At 38.0% G+C, this 18,701-nt stretch carries 25 protein-coding genes and 1 riboswitch; of the genes, 21 read left to right on the top strand and 4 right to left on the bottom strand.

Features of this window, described 5'->3' with window-relative positions; genetic code table 11:
- Positions 1 to 95: 95 nt before the first annotated feature.
- A riboswitch (cyclic di-AMP (ydaO/yuaA leader) is annotated at positions 96 to 246 on the bottom strand.
- Between the two features lie 181 nt (positions 247 to 427).
- Positions 428 to 895 carry a glycine zipper domain-containing protein gene (locus A6754_RS23325; RefSeq protein WP_246586548.1) on the top strand — a complete coding sequence of 156 codons (468 nt, stop codon included), beginning with the start codon at positions 428 to 430 and terminating at the stop codon, positions 893 to 895.
- A gap of 344 nt (positions 896 to 1,239) precedes the next feature.
- Here the strand turns inward: A6754_RS23325 and A6754_RS21890 are convergent, their stop codons facing one another.
- Positions 1,240 to 1,794, bottom strand: a complete 555-nt coding sequence (locus tag A6754_RS21890) for a hypothetical protein (RefSeq protein ID WP_066451041.1) — start codon at positions 1,792 to 1,794, stop codon at positions 1,240 to 1,242.
- Between the two features lie 107 nt (positions 1,795 to 1,901).
- Between A6754_RS21890 and A6754_RS21885 the strand changes: the two genes are divergently transcribed.
- From A6754_RS21885 to abc-f, 4 genes are all read left to right on the top strand, one after another.
- Positions 1,902 to 2,495 (top strand): TetR/AcrR family transcriptional regulator, encoded by a 594-nt coding sequence (locus A6754_RS21885; protein WP_066451039.1) that lies wholly within the window; start codon positions 1,902 to 1,904, stop codon positions 2,493 to 2,495.
- Positions 2,496 to 2,534: 39 nt separating this feature from the next.
- On the top strand, positions 2,535 to 3,107 hold the full coding sequence (locus tag A6754_RS21880; protein WP_066451036.1) for a GNAT family N-acetyltransferase: 573 nt from the start codon (positions 2,535 to 2,537) through the stop codon (positions 3,105 to 3,107).
- Between the two features lie 132 nt (positions 3,108 to 3,239).
- Positions 3,240 to 3,368: an RAxF-45 family protein gene (locus A6754_RS23320; protein ID WP_257298990.1), complete on the top strand. Its 129-nt coding sequence runs from the start codon at positions 3,240 to 3,242 to the stop codon at positions 3,366 to 3,368.
- Between the two features lie 145 nt (positions 3,369 to 3,513).
- On the top strand, positions 3,514 to 5,388 hold the full coding sequence (abc-f, locus tag A6754_RS21875; RefSeq protein WP_066451033.1) for a ribosomal protection-like ABC-F family protein: 1,875 nt from the start codon (positions 3,514 to 3,516) through the stop codon (positions 5,386 to 5,388).
- 67 nt (positions 5,389 to 5,455) lie between these two features.
- Here abc-f and A6754_RS21870 read toward each other — a convergent pair whose 3' ends face one another.
- Positions 5,456 to 5,878 carry an SRPBCC family protein gene (locus A6754_RS21870; RefSeq protein WP_066451030.1) on the bottom strand — a complete coding sequence of 141 codons (423 nt, stop codon included), beginning with the start codon at positions 5,876 to 5,878 and terminating at the stop codon, positions 5,456 to 5,458.
- A 179-nt stretch (positions 5,879 to 6,057) separates the two neighbouring features.
- Between A6754_RS21870 and A6754_RS21865 the strand changes: the two genes are divergently transcribed.
- The 16 genes from A6754_RS21865 (at position 6,058) to A6754_RS21795 (ending at position 16,609) form a co-directional block, all read left to right on the top strand.
- Complete coding sequence (locus A6754_RS21865; protein ID WP_257298987.1) at positions 6,058 to 6,630, top strand: GNAT family N-acetyltransferase; 573 nt, start codon at positions 6,058 to 6,060, stop codon at positions 6,628 to 6,630.
- 12 nt (positions 6,631 to 6,642) lie between these two features.
- Positions 6,643 to 7,071 (top strand): hypothetical protein, encoded by a 429-nt coding sequence (locus A6754_RS21860; protein ID WP_066451027.1) that lies wholly within the window; start codon positions 6,643 to 6,645, stop codon positions 7,069 to 7,071.
- 234 nt (positions 7,072 to 7,305) lie between these two features.
- Positions 7,306 to 7,884, top strand: a complete 579-nt coding sequence (locus tag A6754_RS21855; RefSeq protein WP_066451025.1) for a TetR/AcrR family transcriptional regulator — start codon at positions 7,306 to 7,308, stop codon at positions 7,882 to 7,884.
- Between the two features lie 24 nt (positions 7,885 to 7,908).
- Positions 7,909 to 9,363, top strand: a complete 1,455-nt coding sequence (locus tag A6754_RS21850; protein ID WP_066451821.1) for a DHA2 family efflux MFS transporter permease subunit — start codon at positions 7,909 to 7,911, stop codon at positions 9,361 to 9,363.
- A 217-nt stretch (positions 9,364 to 9,580) separates the two neighbouring features.
- On the top strand, positions 9,581 to 10,036 hold the full coding sequence (locus A6754_RS21845) for a GNAT family N-acetyltransferase (RefSeq protein WP_066451022.1): 456 nt from the start codon (positions 9,581 to 9,583) through the stop codon (positions 10,034 to 10,036).
- 18 nt (positions 10,037 to 10,054) lie between these two features.
- Positions 10,055 to 10,795 carry a DUF5071 domain-containing protein gene (locus A6754_RS23315; RefSeq protein ID WP_257298983.1) on the top strand — a complete coding sequence of 247 codons (741 nt, stop codon included), beginning with the start codon at positions 10,055 to 10,057 and terminating at the stop codon, positions 10,793 to 10,795.
- Between the two features lie 59 nt (positions 10,796 to 10,854).
- Positions 10,855 to 11,319 (top strand): NUDIX domain-containing protein, encoded by a 465-nt coding sequence (locus tag A6754_RS21835; RefSeq protein ID WP_066451019.1) that lies wholly within the window; start codon positions 10,855 to 10,857, stop codon positions 11,317 to 11,319.
- A gap of 23 nt (positions 11,320 to 11,342) precedes the next feature.
- On the top strand, positions 11,343 to 11,894 hold the full coding sequence (locus tag A6754_RS21830) for a histidine phosphatase family protein (RefSeq protein ID WP_066451016.1): 552 nt from the start codon (positions 11,343 to 11,345) through the stop codon (positions 11,892 to 11,894).
- A 17-nt stretch (positions 11,895 to 11,911) separates the two neighbouring features.
- On the top strand, positions 11,912 to 12,253 hold the full coding sequence (locus tag A6754_RS21825) for a hypothetical protein (RefSeq protein WP_066451009.1): 342 nt from the start codon (positions 11,912 to 11,914) through the stop codon (positions 12,251 to 12,253).
- Positions 12,250 to 12,654, top strand: coding sequence for a hypothetical protein (locus A6754_RS21820; protein WP_066451007.1), 405 nt, complete (start codon positions 12,250 to 12,252; stop codon positions 12,652 to 12,654). The genes A6754_RS21825 and A6754_RS21820 overlap by 4 nt, the downstream gene beginning before the upstream one ends.
- An 87-nt stretch (positions 12,655 to 12,741) precedes the next feature.
- The gene (locus A6754_RS21815; protein WP_066451003.1) at positions 12,742 to 13,182 is read left to right on the top strand and encodes an Rrf2 family transcriptional regulator; all 441 of its coding nucleotides are present in this window, start codon (positions 12,742 to 12,744) and stop codon (positions 13,180 to 13,182) included.
- A 110-nt stretch (positions 13,183 to 13,292) separates the two neighbouring features.
- On the top strand, positions 13,293 to 13,916 hold the full coding sequence (locus tag A6754_RS21810) for an NAD(P)/FAD-dependent oxidoreductase (protein ID WP_306806936.1): 624 nt from the start codon (positions 13,293 to 13,295) through the stop codon (positions 13,914 to 13,916).
- Complete coding sequence (locus A6754_RS23375; RefSeq protein ID WP_306806935.1) at positions 13,867 to 14,193, top strand: FAD-dependent oxidoreductase; 327 nt, start codon at positions 13,867 to 13,869, stop codon at positions 14,191 to 14,193. Before A6754_RS21810 ends, A6754_RS23375 begins: the two co-directional genes overlap by 50 nt.
- 571 nt (positions 14,194 to 14,764) lie before the next feature.
- Positions 14,765 to 15,142 carry a GntR family transcriptional regulator gene (locus A6754_RS21805; protein ID WP_066451002.1) on the top strand — a complete coding sequence of 126 codons (378 nt, stop codon included), beginning with the start codon at positions 14,765 to 14,767 and terminating at the stop codon, positions 15,140 to 15,142.
- On the top strand, positions 15,142 to 16,011 hold the full coding sequence (locus A6754_RS21800) for an ABC transporter ATP-binding protein (RefSeq protein ID WP_066451000.1): 870 nt from the start codon (positions 15,142 to 15,144) through the stop codon (positions 16,009 to 16,011). Before A6754_RS21805 ends, A6754_RS21800 begins: the two co-directional genes overlap by 1 nt.
- Positions 16,004 to 16,609, top strand: a complete 606-nt coding sequence (locus A6754_RS21795; protein ID WP_066450999.1) for an ABC-2 transporter permease — start codon at positions 16,004 to 16,006, stop codon at positions 16,607 to 16,609. The genes A6754_RS21800 and A6754_RS21795 overlap by 8 nt, the downstream gene beginning before the upstream one ends.
- 104 nt (positions 16,610 to 16,713) lie before the next feature.
- Here the strand turns inward: A6754_RS21795 and A6754_RS21790 are convergent, their stop codons facing one another.
- Together A6754_RS21790 and A6754_RS21785 are read right to left on the bottom strand one after the other, a co-directional pair.
- Complete coding sequence (locus A6754_RS21790) at positions 16,714 to 17,178, bottom strand: FixH family protein (protein WP_066450980.1); 465 nt, start codon at positions 17,176 to 17,178, stop codon at positions 16,714 to 16,716.
- A 15-nt stretch (positions 17,179 to 17,193) separates the two neighbouring features.
- Entirely contained in the window at positions 17,194 to 18,561 is a 1,368-nt protein-coding gene (locus A6754_RS21785) for a PepSY-associated TM helix domain-containing protein (protein WP_066450978.1), read from the bottom strand.
- Positions 18,562 to 18,701: the final 140 nt, after the last annotated feature.

Genomic DNA, 18,701 nt, shown 5'->3' with positions numbered 1-18,701 from the left:
TTTGTTATAAACTTGTGTTAGGCAAGGAAAACAATGATATTTTGAAATAAAAATAGAATTGACGAAGATGCCAATTCACGTTCTTTCATATTCTCATATGTTTCCTTAAATGCTTACGAGGTTAGCTTTCGGGTTAGGACTAAGGGAAACGGCAAGCCCTTCCTTAATGGATTCACCCCAAGCGGAAACTCCGCTGTAAAAATTGGGTCCCCCGCTCTTAAAAATAAGATTAAGCAACTGACATGAGATCTATTATATTATTTTAATATAATTTTTGTAAATAGAAAGAAATGGGACATGTAAGGAAGAAGGCAGTTTTTAAGAAAAAGTGAGACCAATTGTTCATGCAGGTCGTAGAAGAGATAAGTGATTTTTTAATGGCATCAGTGGATTGTACAATATTAAAAGTAATGAAGGAGGTTATCTTATGGAGGAGAGAGTGATCAAGCTCCAGGCTGATCTTGAAGAACTTAAAAATAAAGTTGGCGAAAAAACAGCCGCAAAGCTGGAATTAGATAAATACAGCCGGATCATTCATCGATTGGCAGAATTCTCAGCAGACTGTGAAGAATGCCGTCAGTATTTTGATGAATTAGAAAGTCATCTCTTACAGATGGTGAATCAGGCAAAAACGAAGGAGCTTACACCACAAGAAATAAAGGTTCATAGACAAATGACAGCAAATATCACTTCACATTTAATGAAAAAACATCAACTCGTTCCTAGTGGATACTATATTGGTATATATTTGGCCCTCGGTATAAGCATAGGCTTGGTTTTAGGATTTCTTTTATTTGATAATATGCCGCTCGGAATGCCAATCGGTATGGCAATGGGTGTTGCGATTGGGTCAGGATTAGATGCTGATGCTAAGAAAAAAGGAAAAGTACTGTAAAAGGAATATAGATTAAACCAACTAAATACCCAATCTAAAAAATAAACGGAGAAATTCCGATTATAAAGTAAATATCACTGAAAAGGGCTTAAATAGACGGAGAAATTCCGCCTATTGCCCTAAATAATATGAAAATGTAAGGTTTTCTTTTAAATAACCGGAAAACCTCCCCTTAAATCCTCCGAAAAGAGCTATATCCTGCAAATAGTCGGAAAAATTCCGTTTAATTTAGGCGCGTTAGTTAACTCAATTGTGGACAGAACATTCATTGCCGCTTTAGGAGTGTTGGATGAAACATAACCTCATAATGCTGGGGGGTAACTGATCAAATTGCCCGGATGATGTTAGGTTGATGAAGAAAACCCCTTTGGTTTTGGCGGCCAAATAAAAAAGGTAACTGAAATGAGCAGATCAATTGCCAAAGCGATTGACCAAATTCTGGTTACACCCAGTAAGGCTTCTGTTCTTGCTGGGTCACCAATCCAAAAGATTAAACCCATTAATATACCCACACCAATTAGATAGGCTAACAGATGTCTAACCCAGCTTTTCAAGTAATGCTTTGCATAATCCATTCCATAGCGTTTTCTTGGCTTTTCTCCTTGTTTTGTAACGTAATATTGAAAGCGCTGGTCTGCCCATGCAATCATGCTTTTTCCAAATGAAAGGGAAACACCTATATATACGGCAGCGATGGCATGTGCTAATGTAGCAGATTCACCCTGATACAAATCAAAGCCAGCTGTAAGTAACAAGATAACATCAATGACGGGAGTTAAAGCTAATAAAAACAACCCAAGACTTTTTCTCTTGAAAATATACCGGGTCACTAACCCTAATAAGATGACGACCCAAAACATCACTTCACAAAAGATAATCATCCAGCCAACTATACTCAAACGATCCAGCTCCTTTTTAATACAGTTGTATTATTTAAAAAGATTATAACATCTGATTTTAAATAATACAATCGTATTATAAAAACAATTTATGATAAAATAAAACTATGCCAAAAATAGTTGATCATAATCTAAGAAAAAAACAAATTGCTGAAGCGTCATGGAGGGTTATTCTTGAACAGGGAATGGAAGGAGCAACAGTCCGGAATATAGCAAAAGAAGCAGGGCTCTCATTAGGAGCATTACGTCACTATTTCTCCACTCAAGATGAACTGCTTGAATTTGCGATGAAGCTTGTTATGGAACGAGCAACAGAGCGAATAGAAAAAATAGCTGTAAAAGAATTACCTCCAAAAGATATGATATTGCAAATCCTGATGCAGCTTGTCCCAACAAATCCCGAAACACTGGCTGAAATGGAAGTGTGGTTTACGTTTATAAGCTACGCAAGACATAAGCAAGTGAATATGGATCTTCCACATGATAGGATCTATCAGGGAATGGCCAAGCTTATTCGATCAATGGACCAGTTAAAACTGCTGCGTAAAGACTTAAATATCGATCTGGAAATTGAACGGTTGTATGCATTAGTTGATGGAGTCGCCATACATGCCTTAATGGAAAAAGAACGAATGAACCAAGAAAGAATTTATGAGTTATTTGTGTATCATTTAAATTCAATTTGGGTGGAGGAACAATAATCTATTTCAACATGATGTGATTATACAGGAGGAATTCGTGTGGTGGATTTGAGTATAAAACCAACTATTATAGGTGAGGCAGTCATCTTGAGACCGTTTAATCTGGATGACTTTCCATCTATTGAAGAGTGTTTAAAGGACCCTGAAGTTTTAAAGCTGACGGGGAGCAGTGCTGATTACGACAGAGAAGCAGTCATAGAGTGGTATAGCACTAGAAATGAGCAGAAGGACCGGCTTGATCTTGCCATTGTGGACAAGTCTCTAAATATAGCAGTAGGGGAAGCAGTTATCAATTTATATAATGAGAAGGATCATAGTATGAATTTTAGAATTCTGATCGGTCCAAGAGGGAGAAACCGTGGACTGGGATCCGAAGCCACTCAATTATTGATTGATTATGTATTCCAGAATACAAATTTAAATCAAATTACCTTGAGTGTATTTGATTTTAATCCGAGAGCAAAGAAAGTGTACAAAAAGGCTGGATTTGTACTCGAAAGTATCGATCAAAACGACCTGGAATTTGAAGGAGAATGGATTGATTCCATAAATATGGTGTTGAGCAGGGAACGATGGTCTGACCGGTCTGACCGGTCTGACCGGTCACTGTGACGCCCCGAAATGCATCGAAACGCCCCGAAATTCCCCGCATTTTGTCGATTGTTAATTTAGAGAAAAGTTTGAAAAAATGTATAGGATTTATTATAATAGTAATAATTCTATTTTGAACGGAGGTGGGGAAGGATGTTGAATCAAGCTGTTTTAGTGTGCGGTTTTTGGAATGAGTTTTTGTATTTTAACCGTGCTAAATTTGCTGTTGAAGTTGTTAACGGGACACGTCTGTCCAATTTTAACAACTTAATAGCAAGCTAAAACAGTGAAAACATCTCTAACCCACTATATATAACTGGCAAAAGAGGGGCGTTTCATGCTCCTCTTTTTTTTGTTTTAAAATTTGTATGAGATCCATGGGTGTTTTCTGTCCCCATGGTTTTTTGTTATTTAAGGAGGAAATAAGATGATTGCATGCAGTGTAAATGGAGTTAGCAAAATGTATGGCGGAAGCGTCATTTTTGAACATATATCATTTGAAATTCAAGAGCAGGAACGGGTCGGATTAGTTGGCAGAAATGGTAGCGGAAAGACGACATTATTAAAATTATTATCTGGTGAAGAAACCCCAGATTATGGGCAAATCCATTGGAAAAAAGGTTCTCAAATTGGATACTTGGCACAAATCCCAGATTTTCCAAAGGAATTAACAACAAAGGAAGTATTAAAGACGGCCTTTTCAACTCTTTTACAAGCAGAAGAAAAAATGAAAGAGCTGGAGAATCATATGAGTAATCCTGCAAACAGTGGTAGGCTGGAAAAACTTATCCTCGATTACGGCCAGCTGCAGGATGAGTTCATGTTAGCAGGCGGATACGAAATAGAAGCGAGCATTGATAAAATCATCCATGGACTTCAGATTTTACATCTGCAGGAGAAGCCATTCGCTTCCTTGAGCGGAGGAGAAAAAACAAAGGTTGGTTTAGCTCTGATGCTGCTTCAAAAGCCGGACTTTTTAATTTTAGATGAACCGACTAATCATTTAGATTTAATGGCAGTTGAATGGCTGGGGCATTTTCTGAAGGACTACAATGGAACGATTGTGGTGGTCTCTCATGACCGATATTTTCTAGATGAAGTCGTTAAAAAAATTTTAGATTTAGAAGATGGAGAGATTCAGTCTTATCCAACAAACTTTTCTGATTATATAGTGAAGAAGGAAGAGCGGCTGCTGCAGGAGTTTCACGCTTATGAAGAACAGCAAAAGAAAATAAAGAAGATGAAAGAAGCGATTAAACGGCTCAGAGAGTGGGCAAACCGGGCAAATCCCCCAAATGAAGGCCTCCACAAGCGGGCGAGGAATATGGAAAGAGCATTGGAAAGAATGGAAAAATTGAACCGGCCAGTGTTAAATCGCAAGAAAATGAACCTTAATATGGACTCTTCTGATCGCAGCGGGAAGGATGTAATCAGTCTGAAAGAGGTATCAAAAACATTTGGAGGGCAATTGCTTTTTAATCATGTCAATTTACAGATCTCATATCAGGATCGAACGGCTATTATTGGTGAAAATGGAACAGGGAAATCTACTTTGATTAAGATGATTCTTGGCCAAATGGAAGCAGATGCAGGAGAAGTGAAAATTGGCAGCAGTGTGAAATTTGGCTATCTGTCACAGCATATTTTTTCTGACATTGCAGATGAAACCGTTATGGATGTATTCCGCAACGAGGTAAGAGTGACAGAAGGTGAAGCGAGACAGATATTAGCAGGATTTTTATTTTATGGTCATATGGTTTTCCGCAAGGTTTCCCAGTTGAGCGGGGGAGAGCGAATGAGACTTCGGTTAGCTCAGCTGATGTACCAGGATACGAATGTCCTTGTTTTGGATGAACCAACAAACCATCTTGATATTGAATCACGAGAAGTGCTGGAAGACTCTTTGGAGAAATATAAAGGAACAATTCTAGCTGTTTCACATGACCGTTACTTCTTAAATAAACTGTTTGATAAGGTATATTGGATTGAATCACAGGAAGTTCATGGATTTGACGGGAATTACCAATGGGCTAAGCAGAAAATGATTGAGAAAAGAAGCCGCATTCAACAGGTAGTGATAGAGAAAGAGAAAACTGTTCCACCCAGGCAAAAATCAACTAAACAGAAGAATATAAAGGTCAATAATCTGGAAGAGGTGTTAGAAGAAGTAGAGAAGAAGATTTCTGGGGTAGAAGAAAGGCTGGCAGAAGTTCAGGATTTAGAAATTTTGCAGCAATTGTTTGCAGAGAAGGAGAAGCTTGAGCAGCAGTGGGAGGAACTCTACGAACAAGTGATTGGCTAGTATGCTTTAATATTGGATTGAAAATAAAAGGCTCAATCTGGTGATTGAGTCTTTTCCTATAGAAGAATTAGTTGCTGTTTTCAGCATAGTTTTTAAAGTTATCTAAAATGGCCTGCCATCCTTGCTGCTGAAATTCAACTGGATGAGTGCTCTCGGCATCAAAGGTTTCAACGATCTTGGTTTCGTTTCCGTTTTCTTTAAAGTGTATTTGAACCGTTCTGCCATCACCCATTGTATAGGCGATTCGTTCGTGTAATACAACTTCATCATACACTCCGCCCATGTCGAAGCCAGCGCTTCCATCCTTTGCTTCCATTCTGGAAACAAAGCTTCCTCCAGCTCGAAGGTCGTTTTCAGCAAATGGAGTGTGCCAATCATCAGAGGCACTATTCCAGTTTTTAATATGGTCTGGTTCTGTCCAACACTTCCAAACTTTTTCAATTGGTGCATGAACATTTGTTTCCACAGTAACTTTGTTAGAGATCTGCATGTTTTAGCTCCTTCAAAATGTTTTATTTTGCAGCAAAAACTTGGTGATAATCTATTTATTATTATAAGTGAATATTTATATTTTCACTATTAAAAATTGTCTTAAATTAATAAACTAATGCTAAGTTTATGGTGTTAAACTATAAAGGTAAATCATACATTGAAAAAGGAGATTTTGCCGTGAAAATCAGTGCAGAGTATTTCCCATTAATAGAAACACCAAGATTAAGATTAAGGAAAATAACAGCAGAGGATGCGAACAGTATTTTAGTTTATCTTTCTGATGAGGATGTTATGAAATATTACGGATTATTACCTTTTACATCTGTAGACGATGCGTTAGGTGAGATCGCTTGGTATCAATCCATACAAGATCATCAGACCGGTATGAGGTGGGGCATTACCCTAAAGGAAGAAGATGTTATTATAGGAAGCTGCGGTTTTCATAACGGAGTTGCAAAGCATTTTCGAACAGAAATTGGTTTCGAACTAAGTAAAGCCTATTGGGGCAAGGGAATAGCAGCAGAAGCAATCAAAGCAGTCGTCAGTTACGGCTTTGACCATATGAACATCAATCGAATTGAAGCACTAATTGAACCAGCAAATCAGCCTTCGCAAAAAGTGGTAGAAAAAATAGGCTTTATAAAAGAGGGACTGTTGAGAAACTATGAATGTACAAACGGGAAATTTGATGACTTATACATATACTCTCTATTAAAGCGGGATATAAGGACAGATTCACAATCATTCTAATAAAGGTGATCTATGAAAAAATTAATCATAATATGCTTGGTCATGCTCTTAATCTCTTGTCAGGCGCAAAAGACCAATGATAGCTCGCTTTTGACTGAAGAAGAAATCGTTGCGGCCTTCATTGAAAATGGAATTAATTTAGAAGAAGCAGATAGTACAAAAGGGGATGTTTTTGGCTTTAAGTTAAATCATGTGAAACCAGCTGTCTATAAGCTAAATGCTAAAAAGCTCTATATTTTTGAGTTTAAATCAGAAGAAGCTTTGAAAAAAGGACTGAACGATTTTGATGATCAGACCGCTGCCATGAATTTAGTTTCATTCCGCACCTATGAAAAGAGAAGTATATTGATCTCCTACGTACATGAACAAAATTTAAGGTCAAAGGACATTCCTTATGAAAAAGAAATACAAGAAACACTAGATCGTATGATAGAGGGTTAGAGCCAAAATGTTTTTAGATGGTTCTGCCCTTTCCTTTTTTACCAGCTGTAATCCTCTGTATGTCCACAAACGAATGAACATTTCAACTTACTGCTTACATTCATTTAATATTGTGTTTAAAGAAAATGACCATTGTAAAGATTTTATAAATAAGCGAGCATTCGAATTGACTCTATAAAAATAATTAGTTAACATACTCTAGACCGGTTGCTATATTTTTGGGGTGAATGAAGGATGAAGGGCAAACAGAATACAAAGGATATCATCTTGCAAACTGCTACTCGTTTATTTCAGCGTCAAGGCTATAACGGAACAGGGCTTAATCAGATTATAGAGGAAAGTGGTGCGCCAAAAGGCTCCATTTATTATCATTTTCCAAATGGCAAAGAAGAAATTGCCATTGAAGCCATTTCTATGATGAGAAAGCTTGTGTTGGAGGGAGCTGAGAAGGACTTATCTGGAAAAAGTTCAGCAGCAGAGGCATTCGAATATTATCTCGATAATGTAGCCGCTATTTTTGATGCAAGAGAGTGTATCGATGGATTATCAATCGGATTAATTGCATCGGAAACAGCGTTTACACATGAGAGGCTTCGTTATTCATGTGAAATGGTTTTCAAAGATTTTCAGACTCTATATGCCGGGATCCTAATGCAGTATGGATTTAAAAGAGAAAGTGCAGAAGAGTTAGGAATCACCATAGCCGCAATGATAGAAGGGGCATGCATTTTGTCGATCACGTATCAAAATGGGAATCCTATCCGGAGGATCGCAAAGCAGCTGTCGTTGCTGTTAAAAATGAATCAAGAATGACATATAGGGGGAAACAGAATGGATATGGGTAATACACAGCAAGTGAAAACGGGAGAAATTAATATTGGTGATTTGCGTGTTGTGCCGATCATCATCTCATTTGTTGTAGCAGGTTTTATTGGCTTGTTTAGTGAAACTGCGTTAAATATGGCCTTAACAAATTTAATTGGGGATTTTGGTATTCATGAAACGACTGCACAGTGGCTAACAACTGGCTACTTATTGACTTTAGGTGTACTTGTACCAGTTTCAGGGTTAATTATGCAGTGGTTTACAACAAGACAGCTATTTATCACGTCACTAATTGCTTCAATTATTGGGACGTTTATCGCAGCAATCGCACCGACTTTTGCTATTTTAATGGTTGCCCGTGTCGTGCAGGCAATCGGGACAGCTTTATTGCTGCCGCTGATGTTTAATACAATGCTTTTAATTATACCGCCGCATAGACGTGGCCGTATTATGGGTGTTATTGGTCTGGTTATTATGTTTGCTCCAGCCGTTGGCCCAACGATTTCAGGTATTATTATCAATAACTTAACTTGGCATTGGATTTTCTGGTTCTCACTTCCGTTATTGATTGGTGCTCTTATTTTTGGCTTATTCTTTATGCAAAATGTTGCAGTTCCTACAAAACCGAGAATTGATATTCTTTCTATTTTACTATCAACACTTGGGTTTGGAGGAATCGTGTATGGATTCAGCAGTGCTGGTGAAGGCGGCGGCTGGGGAAGTCCAACGGTGATCATTGCCATTTTTGTTGGAGTAATTTCTTTAGTTCTATTTTCGATCAGACAAACGAAGATGGAAAAGCCAATGCTTGATCTGCGAGCTTTTAAATATCCAATGTTTACAATTGGATTGCTGTTAATTCTTGTTTGTATGATGGTCATGTTATCAACAATGATCCTTTTACCGCTATACTTACAGACATCACTTGCTTTAACGACGTTTGCAGCAGGGTTGCTTCTTCTTCCAGGAGGAATCATCAATGGAATCCTGTCTCCAGTCATGGGTGGTTTATTTGATAAGTTCGGTCCAAAATGGCTAGTGAAAATTGGGATTGTGATTTTAGCAGGAGCCATGTTTGGATTCTCAACGATTACAATGGAAACAAGTTCTGGATTTATTATTGGTCTTCACATTGTTACAATGGTGGGAATCTCTATGATAATGATGCCAGCTCAAACAAACGGCTTAAATCAGCTGCCGCGTGAGCTTTATCCTGATGGAACAGCCATTATGAATACATTGCAGCAAGTTGCTGGTGCGATAGGAACGGCCATCGCCATCTCTATTATGTCTTCAGGTCAAGAGTCATTTATGACATCTGTAGAAGATCCAGCTAACCCTGTCAATCAGCTTCTTGCATTTACTGCAGGAGTTCAGGATGCGTTCATCTTTGCCATCATTATGGCGATCATCGGATTCGTCATCTCACTATTTGTTAAACGTGTAAAAGTTGAACATCAAATGTAATAGAATTTCCAACAGCCTTGCTATTAAACTAGCAGGGCTGTTTTTTATAGATTGTTCTTGTAAAAATTTCCTAAAACGGCAAACTGGCATGATAAAATGAATAGGAGCAATAACATAAGAGAGTTATAAGTATGTAATTTTCTATTTTGCTGGGTAAGGTACACAAAGGTGTATGCATTCCATTGTAAAATTATATTGACAGGAATGAGGAAATGATTTGATACAGAAGATTGATATTACAGATCCAGAACATGCTAAGGCAGTTTTAGATGTTCAAATTCCTTCCTATAACATTGAGGCAGATATTATAGGCTATCATGATATTCCTCCTTTAAAAGATACGGTCGAATCACTGCAGCAGTGTGGAGAAATATTCTTCGGATATTATTGCGGGGAAAAGTTATGTGGCGCCATATCATTTAAACTGGAAAAAAACGTACTAGATATACATCGGCTGATCGTTATCCCTCAATATTTTAATAAAGGGGTTGCTGGGGAACTTTTAAGTTTCATAGAAACGTATATGGATAATATAGATACCATTTGCGTCTCAACTGCCTCAAAAAATGCTCCAGCCATTCAATTTTATACTAAAAATGGATTTTCCAAATTGGAGGAGATAAGGGTGAATGAGCAGCTATCTCTGACTTCTTTTAACAAATTACTACAATGACCGAATGTGGGTGAAATAATGAACTGCACATGCAAAACGGGAAGTACTAAGGAAATTAAAGTTGAAGGCGATATGGGAGCAGATCCGATTTGGTGCAGCAGATGCGGCTGTAATTTTGATCTTGAGGAATTGCCTATTTCGGATGCTTTAAAAGATGAGTTGTCTTCATGGAGCTTGAAATACGGGGAGTGGATTAATTGGGAAACTGAAAAATTCCTTCCTAATGGCTTGGAATTGGAGGAAGTATTTAACGAATGTGGCATCTTATTAACAATGCAGGTGATTGAAGAGCTTGGAGATAGATATATCGTTCAATATGTTGCATCTAATTATCGGGTTATATCAGAAAGAGATACAGAAAATGAAATGGTTCAGCTGCTGGATGATTACTTGCCAAGACACAAGCACGACATTGAAAGAGTGACTAAATTAAATAATCTGGATAAAAGTGAGTTGCTCCCCTTGCTGCCTGCGCTCATGGAATGGATGCAAGACATCAATTGGCCGATTGCGCGTGAGGTTGCGCAGCTGCTGTTAACCTGCCCAGAGGATATTATCCATCTGATTAAAATTGTTTTAACAACAGATGATGAACCATGGAAATATTGGTGCTTAGAGTATTTAGTTAAAGAAATGCCAGAAGAACTGAGAGCAGAATTTAAGGAGGATTTAATAAGGATAGCGGAAAATCCAACAGTTGGTGAAAAAGATGAAGATCTGGATGAGTTGGCAAAGGAAATAGTAAATACCTTAGAATGAGGTTGTTACTCTTTGTGTTAAATATGCTTTAGTAAATTCTAGATATAGGAGAGGTTCAAATGGCGATAAGAAATTCAGCAAAAGCGATAATTGTACAAGATAATGCTTTACTTGCAATCAAAAAACGTGATGAGGCAGGAGGTTATTATATACTTCCTGGCGGCGGTCAAGAGTTAGGAGAAAATCTTCATCAGGCTTTAAAGAGAGAATGTGTAGAAGAAATCAATGCGAAAGTCGAAATTGGAGATTTGCTATTTATCCGAGAATATATTGGGAAAATTCATGAACATGCCCATTTTGATCGCGAGATTCAGCAGACAGAATATATGTTTTTATGCAGGATTTCAGAGGACAGTAAAGAAATAGGAAATGGAATTGTTCCTGACGATGGGCAGATTGGTGTAGAATGGCTGCAGCTATCAGAGTTATTGGAATACCGACTATATCCGCAGACGATGCGTCAGTTCATCATGGATCATTTTGCAGGCAAACAACAGCCTGTTTACTTAGGAGATATAAACTAATTTAGAGAGAGGAAGCAGATGGAATGACGACTCAATTATATTTAGTGAGACATGCTCATTCTGACTATACACCTGATGAGCTAAGAAGGCCGCTGTCTGTGCGTGGTTATGCTGATGCGGTTCAGGTAACAGAAGTTTTAAAAGGGGAAAGAATTGATTATGTTTACTCAAGTCCGTATAGACGGGCTTTGCAAACAGTAGAAGGAATTGCAGAATACATAGGCAAAGAAATACTTATAGAAGATAATTTTAAGGAAAGAACCTTAGCTGCCAGCCCTATAGAAGACTTTCAGGCAGCTATTACGAAAGTTTGGCGTGATGAGGATTTTTCCTGGGAAGGGGGAGAATCTAATCGGATTGCTCAGCAAAGAGGCGTAAATGTTACAAAGCAGGTACTTAGACGGCATCCAGGCAAGAAAGTGGTTATTGGCACACATGGAAATCTGATGGCGCTGATCATGAATTATTATAATAAGGATTACGGTTTTGATTTTTGGAAGAGCCTCGACATGCCTGACATATATTTGCTTACTTTTTTTGGTGAAAATCTTATAAACATAAGTAGAAAACAATGACTGTGAGGAGTGAGCAGATGTTTGTGAAGATGTATGAATATTATATTCAAGTCGATAAAATGGAAGAGTTTCTAGTGATCCAAGAAAAGGCCAGCAAAATTTATGGCAGATATCTATTATTCCAAACACAGTACTTACAGAGTAAAGACGATCCCACAAAGTGGGTAGAAATAACGAGATATAATGATGAGAAAGAATACGTACAAAGTCTTGAGTTAATTAATCAGCATTCAGAGATCCAAGCTTTATTTAAATCCTTCCAATCTGTCCTTCTTACACCTAAAAGGGAGATACGAGAAGAAAATTATACAATTAGAAAAGAGATTAGCAATACTAAAGAAAAAGGACGGATGACATGAGCAAGCATCTTGGACAGAATGAGGAAATTCGTTTTACTTTGCCTAAAGACTGCGGGAACTCACCGAAAAAGAAACTGATCCAAGAGATCATAGTGGCAGCTGCTCGTAAAGATTCATCCTTTATTTTAGAGTATTGTGATGAAGCTCTTTGCTGGAAGATTGTAAATAAAGTAAATCTTCAAGGCAAAGAAAAGGCCGGAGCATATTTACAAAGCAATATGATGATATCACAGCTGGAATTATTATCAGTGATTACACATGGTAAACACGCGGCAGCACATGGTCAACTTACATTAACAAATGGAGATGCCTATTCTTTTTGTCATGTTATTGATTTTGTCAGTGCGGGGAGAAATGTGCTTAAGAATGTTACGTCCTATGTAATTAAGCTGGATGAATAGTTTTGAGGATTGAGGTCGTGTGATTGACGGCCAATTTTAAATAAGATATTATAGATATTGTAAGTCTATAATTAGAAGGTGAGTTCATTGAAATTTTCAAAAGCAACTAATTACGCATTACACTCAATGGTTTTTTTAGCTGTTATACCATCTGGGAAAACAATTGGAGTAAAGTCGCTGGCTGACGTCCAGAAAGTATCGCCTACGTATCTATCAAAGGTGCTGACAAACCTGGTCAAGGCTGGTTTTGTAGAGTCTGTAACAGGTGTAAATGGAGGATATAAGCTAATTAAGGATCCTAAAGAAATTACTTTTTTAGATGTAATTCAAGCAATTGAAGGCAAAGCATCCTTTTTTCAATGCGGCTTAGAAAATAACATCCATGATCGCCGAAATTGCATGATTGAAAACGTCATGAATGAAGCGGAGCAAAAAATGGAAGAGCATTTAACGCTGAATACCATTGCAGGGGTAGCTGAGAAAGTAAATGCCGATATGATCACGCATATTCACACAGCAGCAAACTAAATTTTTTTCTTCTAATTATAGACTATGAGTATCTTTAATATCTTTTAAAGAGTGGTCAAAAACAGCATTTGATATCAGCTTAAAAAATTAACGAATGAGGTGGCGTAAGTATGTTAGAGTGTATCATTATTGGCGGTGGTCCCGCGGGATTAAATGCAGCATTGGTTTTAGGAAGAGCAAGAAGACAAACTGTACTGTTTGACAATAACGATGCCAGAAACAAGGTGACACACGAGTCGCATGGCTTTATAACAAGAGATGGTGTAACACCTAAGGAATTCAGAGAAGCAGCGCATAATGATATTCGTAAATATCCTTCAGTAAAAATTAAGAAGGAAACAATCATTGAAGTATATAAGGAAGAGAATGGACTAATCAGTGTGAAGACTGCAGATGGACAGATCATCACAAGTAAAAAACTTATTTTTGCAACAGGATTAAAAGAGAGACTCCCCAATATTGAAGGTGTTAGGGCGTTCTATGGAAAAAGTTTATTCAGCTGTCCATATTGCGATGGCTGGGAACAAAGGGATCAGCCACTTGTGCTAATTTCAGAAAATGCACATGCTGTCCATATGGCAAAAATGATTTATCAGTGGAGCAAAGATTTAATTATTTGTACGAATGGGAACAAAACGATCTCAGATGAAGATAAATTAGTATTTGAGCGTAAAAGGAATTCTCGTGAGGGAAGAAAAAATAGCCCGCTTACACGGTACGGATGGCAAGCTTGAAAAGATCATCTTTGAAGACGGCCATGAAATTTCAAGGACAGGCGGGTTTGTGACAACGGAACTTTATCAAGGCAATCAGTTTGGAGCTTCGTTGGGCTGTGCGTTAAATGAAAATGACGGAATCATTGTGGACACTTTAGGAAAAACAAACATAAATGGCGTATTTGCTGCAGGGGATACATCGTTCTCAGGACCTTCACAGCTGATTATTGCAGCGAGTGAAGGAGTACGCGCAGCGGCTGGTGTGAATAGTGAGCTGACGATGGAGGAGTTTTAATTCGTTTGGGCCAGAGCAATAACAGAAGGACGGCACAGGATGAGGTATATCATCTTGTGCTTTTTTTGTATGTGGAGTCTTCTTGTTATTACTTAAATATACAAAAATCCCACAGTCATGTACTCGCTTTCCGGCTGGACGGGTGCTGAGCATAAGCTGAGTCTCGCACTCTACGTTTCGATCAACAGTTATAGTATAGATACTTTCCGAAAACGGAAGAATCACAAATGATGCGCAAAATAAACGGAAGAATTCCGCTTATATCATAAAACCACTTAAAATGAGCTTAAATAGACGGAGAAATTCCGTCTAACTGACCGAAAACCATGCAAATGGGCGGTTTTTTTCAACATAACCGGAAAATCTCCGCTTATTTCGCCTCGAAATAGCCCGATTCCGTAAATAAGGGTAAAATCTCCGCTTATTTCACTGTTTTATTCAGGAAACACATCTACCAAAAAAACAATCGCTCAGAAAAGAACCAGCCATCTTTTTAAAAAGAAGGGTTGATTAATTGTATATATTGTATATAATATATATATAAACAATATATACAATAAAAGAGGTCGTTATGCAAATTATCATTTCAAATAGCTCAAAGCAGCACATATATGAGCAAATTTATGAACAGCTGAAAACGAGTATCCTTTCGAATGAATTAGAAGCAGGACAGTCGCTTCCTTCTATGCGGCAGTTAGCAAAGGACTTAAATGTAAGTCTTATTACAACAAAGCGCGCATATGAGGAGCTGGAGAAGACCGGGTTCATTTATTCAATAGTCGGAAAAGGCTCTTTTGTGTCAGAGCAGAATAGTGAGATGGTGAAAGAAGCAAAGATGAAGGGGATTGAGGAGCAGCTGCTTACTGCCATTCGAAATAGCAAAGACATTGGCATCAGCCTTACAGAATTAAAAGAACTACTGACGATTCTTTACAGGGAGGAAGAATAATGGAAAACATTATAGAACTTAAAAATGTTCATAAATCATTTAAAGGGTTTGACATTAAGAATTTTTCGATAGCTGTAAAAAAGGGGTTTGTCACAGGATTTATTGGAGGAAATGGAGTTGGGAAATCAACAACCATTAAAATGATTATGAATTTGCTCCAGCCAGACAGCGGGACGGTTTCTGTTTTTGGCTTGAATTATAAAGAGCATGAAAAAGAGATTAAGCAGCGAATTGGATTTGTTTATGACGAAAACATTTTATATGATCATTTGTCACTAAATCAAATGAAAGATATTGTGAAACATGCATATGAGAACTGGGATGATCATCTTTTCAACCATTATGTAGAACTATTTGATTTGCCGCTGAAGAAAAAAATTAAAACCTTTTCGAAAGGAATGATGATGAAAGCATCCCTCACGATGGCTTTATCACATCATGCCGAGCTAATCATTATGGATGAGCCAACATCCGGATTAGATCCAATTTTTAGACGAGAACTCCTGGAGATCCTTCATCAGCTGATGCAAGACGGTGATAAAACGATCTTCTTTTCTACACATATCACAACAGATTTAGACATGATTGCTGATTATATTACCTTTATTCATAACGGCGAGCATATCTTCACAAAAGATCTGATTGAAATTGAAGAAGAGTATGCAATTGTTAAAGGCGGATTGGAGCTTTTAGATAGAGAAATAGAGCAGGAATTTTTGGCAGTTCGCAAATCGAATTACGGTTTTGAAGCTTTAACAGCCAATAAGGGAAGAGCAGAAGAGGTCTTTGGGGATATGGTGATTATGGAGAAGCCTACATTAGAAGACATTATGTATTACACAAAGAAAGGAGCGGAGCAGCATGTTTAGTTTAGTTCGGAAGGATCTTATCTTGCAGAAAAGTTCTATCCTGCTGTTGCCGGTTTTGTGTGCATACTTAGCATTTAATACATCAATTTTATGGATTGGAATTGTTTTTAGTATCGTTATATCATTAAACTCTTTTTCAACAGATGAGAAGTCGCCAATTCATATTCTATTTAACTCACTTCCGTATACAAGAAAAGAGATCGTTACTTCAAAATATATCAGTGCGTTCATTTTTACAGCAGTGGTTGCAATCGCTATCTTTATAGGAAATTACTTTATCAATGGTATGATTGTTGATTGGAAAGTGTTTGTACTAATGTTTGGTATTGTCCTAAGTGTCATTTCAGTTATTTTTCCGCTCTCTTATAAATTTACAAGCAACCAGCTATTGATGGTATCACTTGTGTTGTCGGGCATCTTTTTAGTGGCGGTTAATTTTTTCGTTAAAAATTGGATTGATCAGATTCGAGCGTTTATTGGATGGCTCCTTGCTTTGGAGGGAAATCAGATCTATTTTATGATGGCGGGTGCTGTTTTCATTTTATATGCAGGTTCGTGGCTTTTATCGATGTATATATATAAGAAGAAAGTATTTTAAGAGCGTGGTGTTGTCCGCGCTCTTTTTTGATAGTGTTGCAGTGAACTGGTCCCCTGGCAATTATGCGTTTGGCGCAAAAAAGCCAGGAGAACCGTCCTCCTGACTTAGTGGTGGTGACCGCCTGTGTCGCCTTCTTGTTTAATGCCGTTTTGAAGGGCATCCAGGTCGCTTTGTGATAGTTCTCCGACAATGAATTGCTTTGTGGGAACGATCATGGAACCGGCGCTGCTGGCATGGACTTTTACATAGTAGAGACCATCCTGGTCAAATGGTTTGCTGAGGCCGAATGTACCATCTCCCAAGTTTTCAGCTTCTTCCATACCGTAATTCAAAGATCCGTCCTGCTTCCAGATTTCTAAGTGAACGAAATCCGGGTTTTCTACAGTTTCTCCACCTTGAGTGAGTTGAACCTGGATTTGCTCAGATTCCTCTTCTGCAAAATACTCAGGTATCATAATGTCTGCTTCAAGAGGAGATTTTTGCTCGTATAGTTCAGCAACATTTTCATCAAGTGAGCAGGCGCTTAGAAAAAGAGCTGAAAGGATAAAAACACCAAATATTCTTTTCATAGATATAATCTCCCTTTACGCATTCAAAAATCTTTTTATAGCAGGAATCCTTTGGATCACAAGCAGGTCGAGCAGCCATACAATGACCAGTGACAGGCCGACTAGCGGGAAGATAATCCCTAAACCTATGAGTGTAAATAGGAAAAGCTTCTTATTGAAGATTTTAGGAGCTTTAGGTGCACCCATTTCTTTTTTAGGCTTGCGTTTTAACCATAAATATAAACCGCTTAGGACGATTAATATAATCCCCAGACAGATAAATAAGCTAATTAACTGGTTGATGAGACCAAATTCTGTTCCTTTATGAAGTGTAATACCAATGGCAATGACTTTTCCCATAAATCCATAGTTGTCATAACGATAGTCTGTTAATACAGCACCGGAATACTGATCAATATGCATTGTTAATTCGTCTTTTGCTTTTGGAGGGAAAGCTGATAAGGTATACACACCTTCTTTTGTATTCGGAATACTAATGGTGTAGCTTGGATGAAGACCCCCTCTATTGGCGATGGATACGACTTCATCTATTGAGACGGGAACATAGTCCTGAATATCGGAATGCGGGACTTCTAAATTTTCCGCTGCCCATGGAACATCTGCAATATCTTTTGTTTTTACGATCGATTCAGGTCCGCTTCCTACCCAAACAGAAGGAGGATATCCTGTACCTGTATTTGTAACAATGGTTTGAAAGTTAGTGCCCCAGAAGCCGGACCAAGGCAACCCTGTCATAATGAGAAATAACATTCCAGCTGAGATCCAAACAGCCGGAACAGCGTGAAGATCTCGTCTAAAGATTTTTTTCCCTTTATTAAATCGAATGAACAGCGTGCCAAGAAGGCCGGTCTTTTTCCGTGGTGCCCATAAGAAAAAGCCGGTAACGATTAATACAACTGCCCAGCATGCCACTAGCTCCACAACACGATCCCCGATTGTGCCGGCCATTAGTTCTCCGTGGAACTCTTCAATTTTATCCATTATACGATCTTCATTATTAAGTGATCCAACCAATTCACCTGTATAAGGATTAATAAAAGCCGTGTATGTTTCATCATTCATTGACACGGTTGCTTCACTTGAACGTGTTTCGCCTTCTCCAGGACGGTAAGCTGTAATCAGCCCATTTGGATATGCTGCTGATACAGATGCAAGCTGCTCTGTCGCAGGAAGCTTGTCCCCTTGTTCTTCAACCACATAGTAATCTTTGTACATCGCTTGTTCAATTTGAGGAGCAAATAAGTAAATAGATCCTGTAACCGCCAGGATAACAAGAAATGGTGCAATAATAATGCCGGCATAAAAATGCCAGCGCCAGACCGATCTATATAATGAAGCATCTGTTTGTTTTTTAGAAGAACTTGTCTTCGTTATTTCGCTCATTGGACTTTTCTCCTTCAATCATAGTAAGTGCTGAAAAAAGCGTAAAACAAAAATGTGATAAAAAGATGAAGTTATTAATTATGGCAATGTGAAATATTATACATGAATAAAAATAGAATAGAAAAGAGATTAAAATTTTC

The organism is Cytobacillus gottheilii (genome assembly GCF_001636345.1).
Lineage (GTDB): Bacteria > Bacillota > Bacilli > Bacillales > Cytobacillaceae > Cytobacillus > Cytobacillus gottheilii.
Note: the sequence above shows the minus strand (reverse complement) of the source record. Positions and strands in the feature narration are given on the sequence as shown.

What these genes read in the sequence shown, in the direction of transcription:
- A6754_RS21855 (WP_066451025.1), top strand. Translation starts at nt 7,306, where the DNA reads ATGAAGGGCAAACAGAATACAAAGGATATCATCTTGCAAACTGCTACT.
- A6754_RS21825 (WP_066451009.1), top strand. Translation starts at nt 11,912, where the DNA reads ATGTTTGTGAAGATGTATGAATATTATATTCAAGTCGATAAAATGGAA.
- A6754_RS21810 (WP_306806936.1), top strand. Translation starts at nt 13,293, where the DNA reads ATGTTAGAGTGTATCATTATTGGCGGTGGTCCCGCGGGATTAAATGCA.
- A6754_RS21805 (WP_066451002.1), top strand. Translation starts at nt 14,765, where the DNA reads ATGCAAATTATCATTTCAAATAGCTCAAAGCAGCACATATATGAGCAA.
- A6754_RS21790 (WP_066450980.1), bottom strand. Translation starts at nt 17,178, where the DNA reads ATGAAAAGAATATTTGGTGTTTTTATCCTTTCAGCTCTTTTTCTAAGC.
- A6754_RS21885 (WP_066451039.1), top strand. Translation starts at nt 1,902, where the DNA reads ATGCCAAAAATAGTTGATCATAATCTAAGAAAAAAACAAATTGCTGAA.
- A6754_RS21870 (WP_066451030.1), bottom strand. Translation starts at nt 5,878, where the DNA reads ATGCAGATCTCTAACAAAGTTACTGTGGAAACAAATGTTCATGCACCA.
- A6754_RS21850 (WP_066451821.1), top strand. Translation starts at nt 7,909, where the DNA reads ATGGGTAATACACAGCAAGTGAAAACGGGAGAAATTAATATTGGTGAT.
- A6754_RS21830 (WP_066451016.1), top strand. Translation starts at nt 11,343, where the DNA reads ATGACGACTCAATTATATTTAGTGAGACATGCTCATTCTGACTATACA.
- A6754_RS23325 (WP_246586548.1), top strand. Translation starts at nt 428, where the DNA reads ATGGAGGAGAGAGTGATCAAGCTCCAGGCTGATCTTGAAGAACTTAAA.
- A6754_RS21785 (WP_066450978.1), bottom strand. Translation starts at nt 18,561, where the DNA reads ATGAGCGAAATAACGAAGACAAGTTCTTCTAAAAAACAAACAGATGCT.
- A6754_RS23315 (WP_257298983.1), top strand. Translation starts at nt 10,055, where the DNA reads ATGAACTGCACATGCAAAACGGGAAGTACTAAGGAAATTAAAGTTGAA.
- A6754_RS21860 (WP_066451027.1), top strand. Translation starts at nt 6,643, where the DNA reads ATGAAAAAATTAATCATAATATGCTTGGTCATGCTCTTAATCTCTTGT.
- A6754_RS21835 (WP_066451019.1), top strand. Translation starts at nt 10,855, where the DNA reads ATGGCGATAAGAAATTCAGCAAAAGCGATAATTGTACAAGATAATGCT.
- A6754_RS21795 (WP_066450999.1), top strand. Translation starts at nt 16,004, where the DNA reads ATGTTTAGTTTAGTTCGGAAGGATCTTATCTTGCAGAAAAGTTCTATC.
- A6754_RS21800 (WP_066451000.1), top strand. Translation starts at nt 15,142, where the DNA reads ATGGAAAACATTATAGAACTTAAAAATGTTCATAAATCATTTAAAGGG.
- abc-f (WP_066451033.1), top strand. Translation starts at nt 3,514, where the DNA reads ATGATTGCATGCAGTGTAAATGGAGTTAGCAAAATGTATGGCGGAAGC.
- A6754_RS23320 (WP_257298990.1), top strand. Translation starts at nt 3,240, where the DNA reads ATGTTGAATCAAGCTGTTTTAGTGTGCGGTTTTTGGAATGAGTTTTTG.
- A6754_RS21820 (WP_066451007.1), top strand. Translation starts at nt 12,250, where the DNA reads ATGAGCAAGCATCTTGGACAGAATGAGGAAATTCGTTTTACTTTGCCT.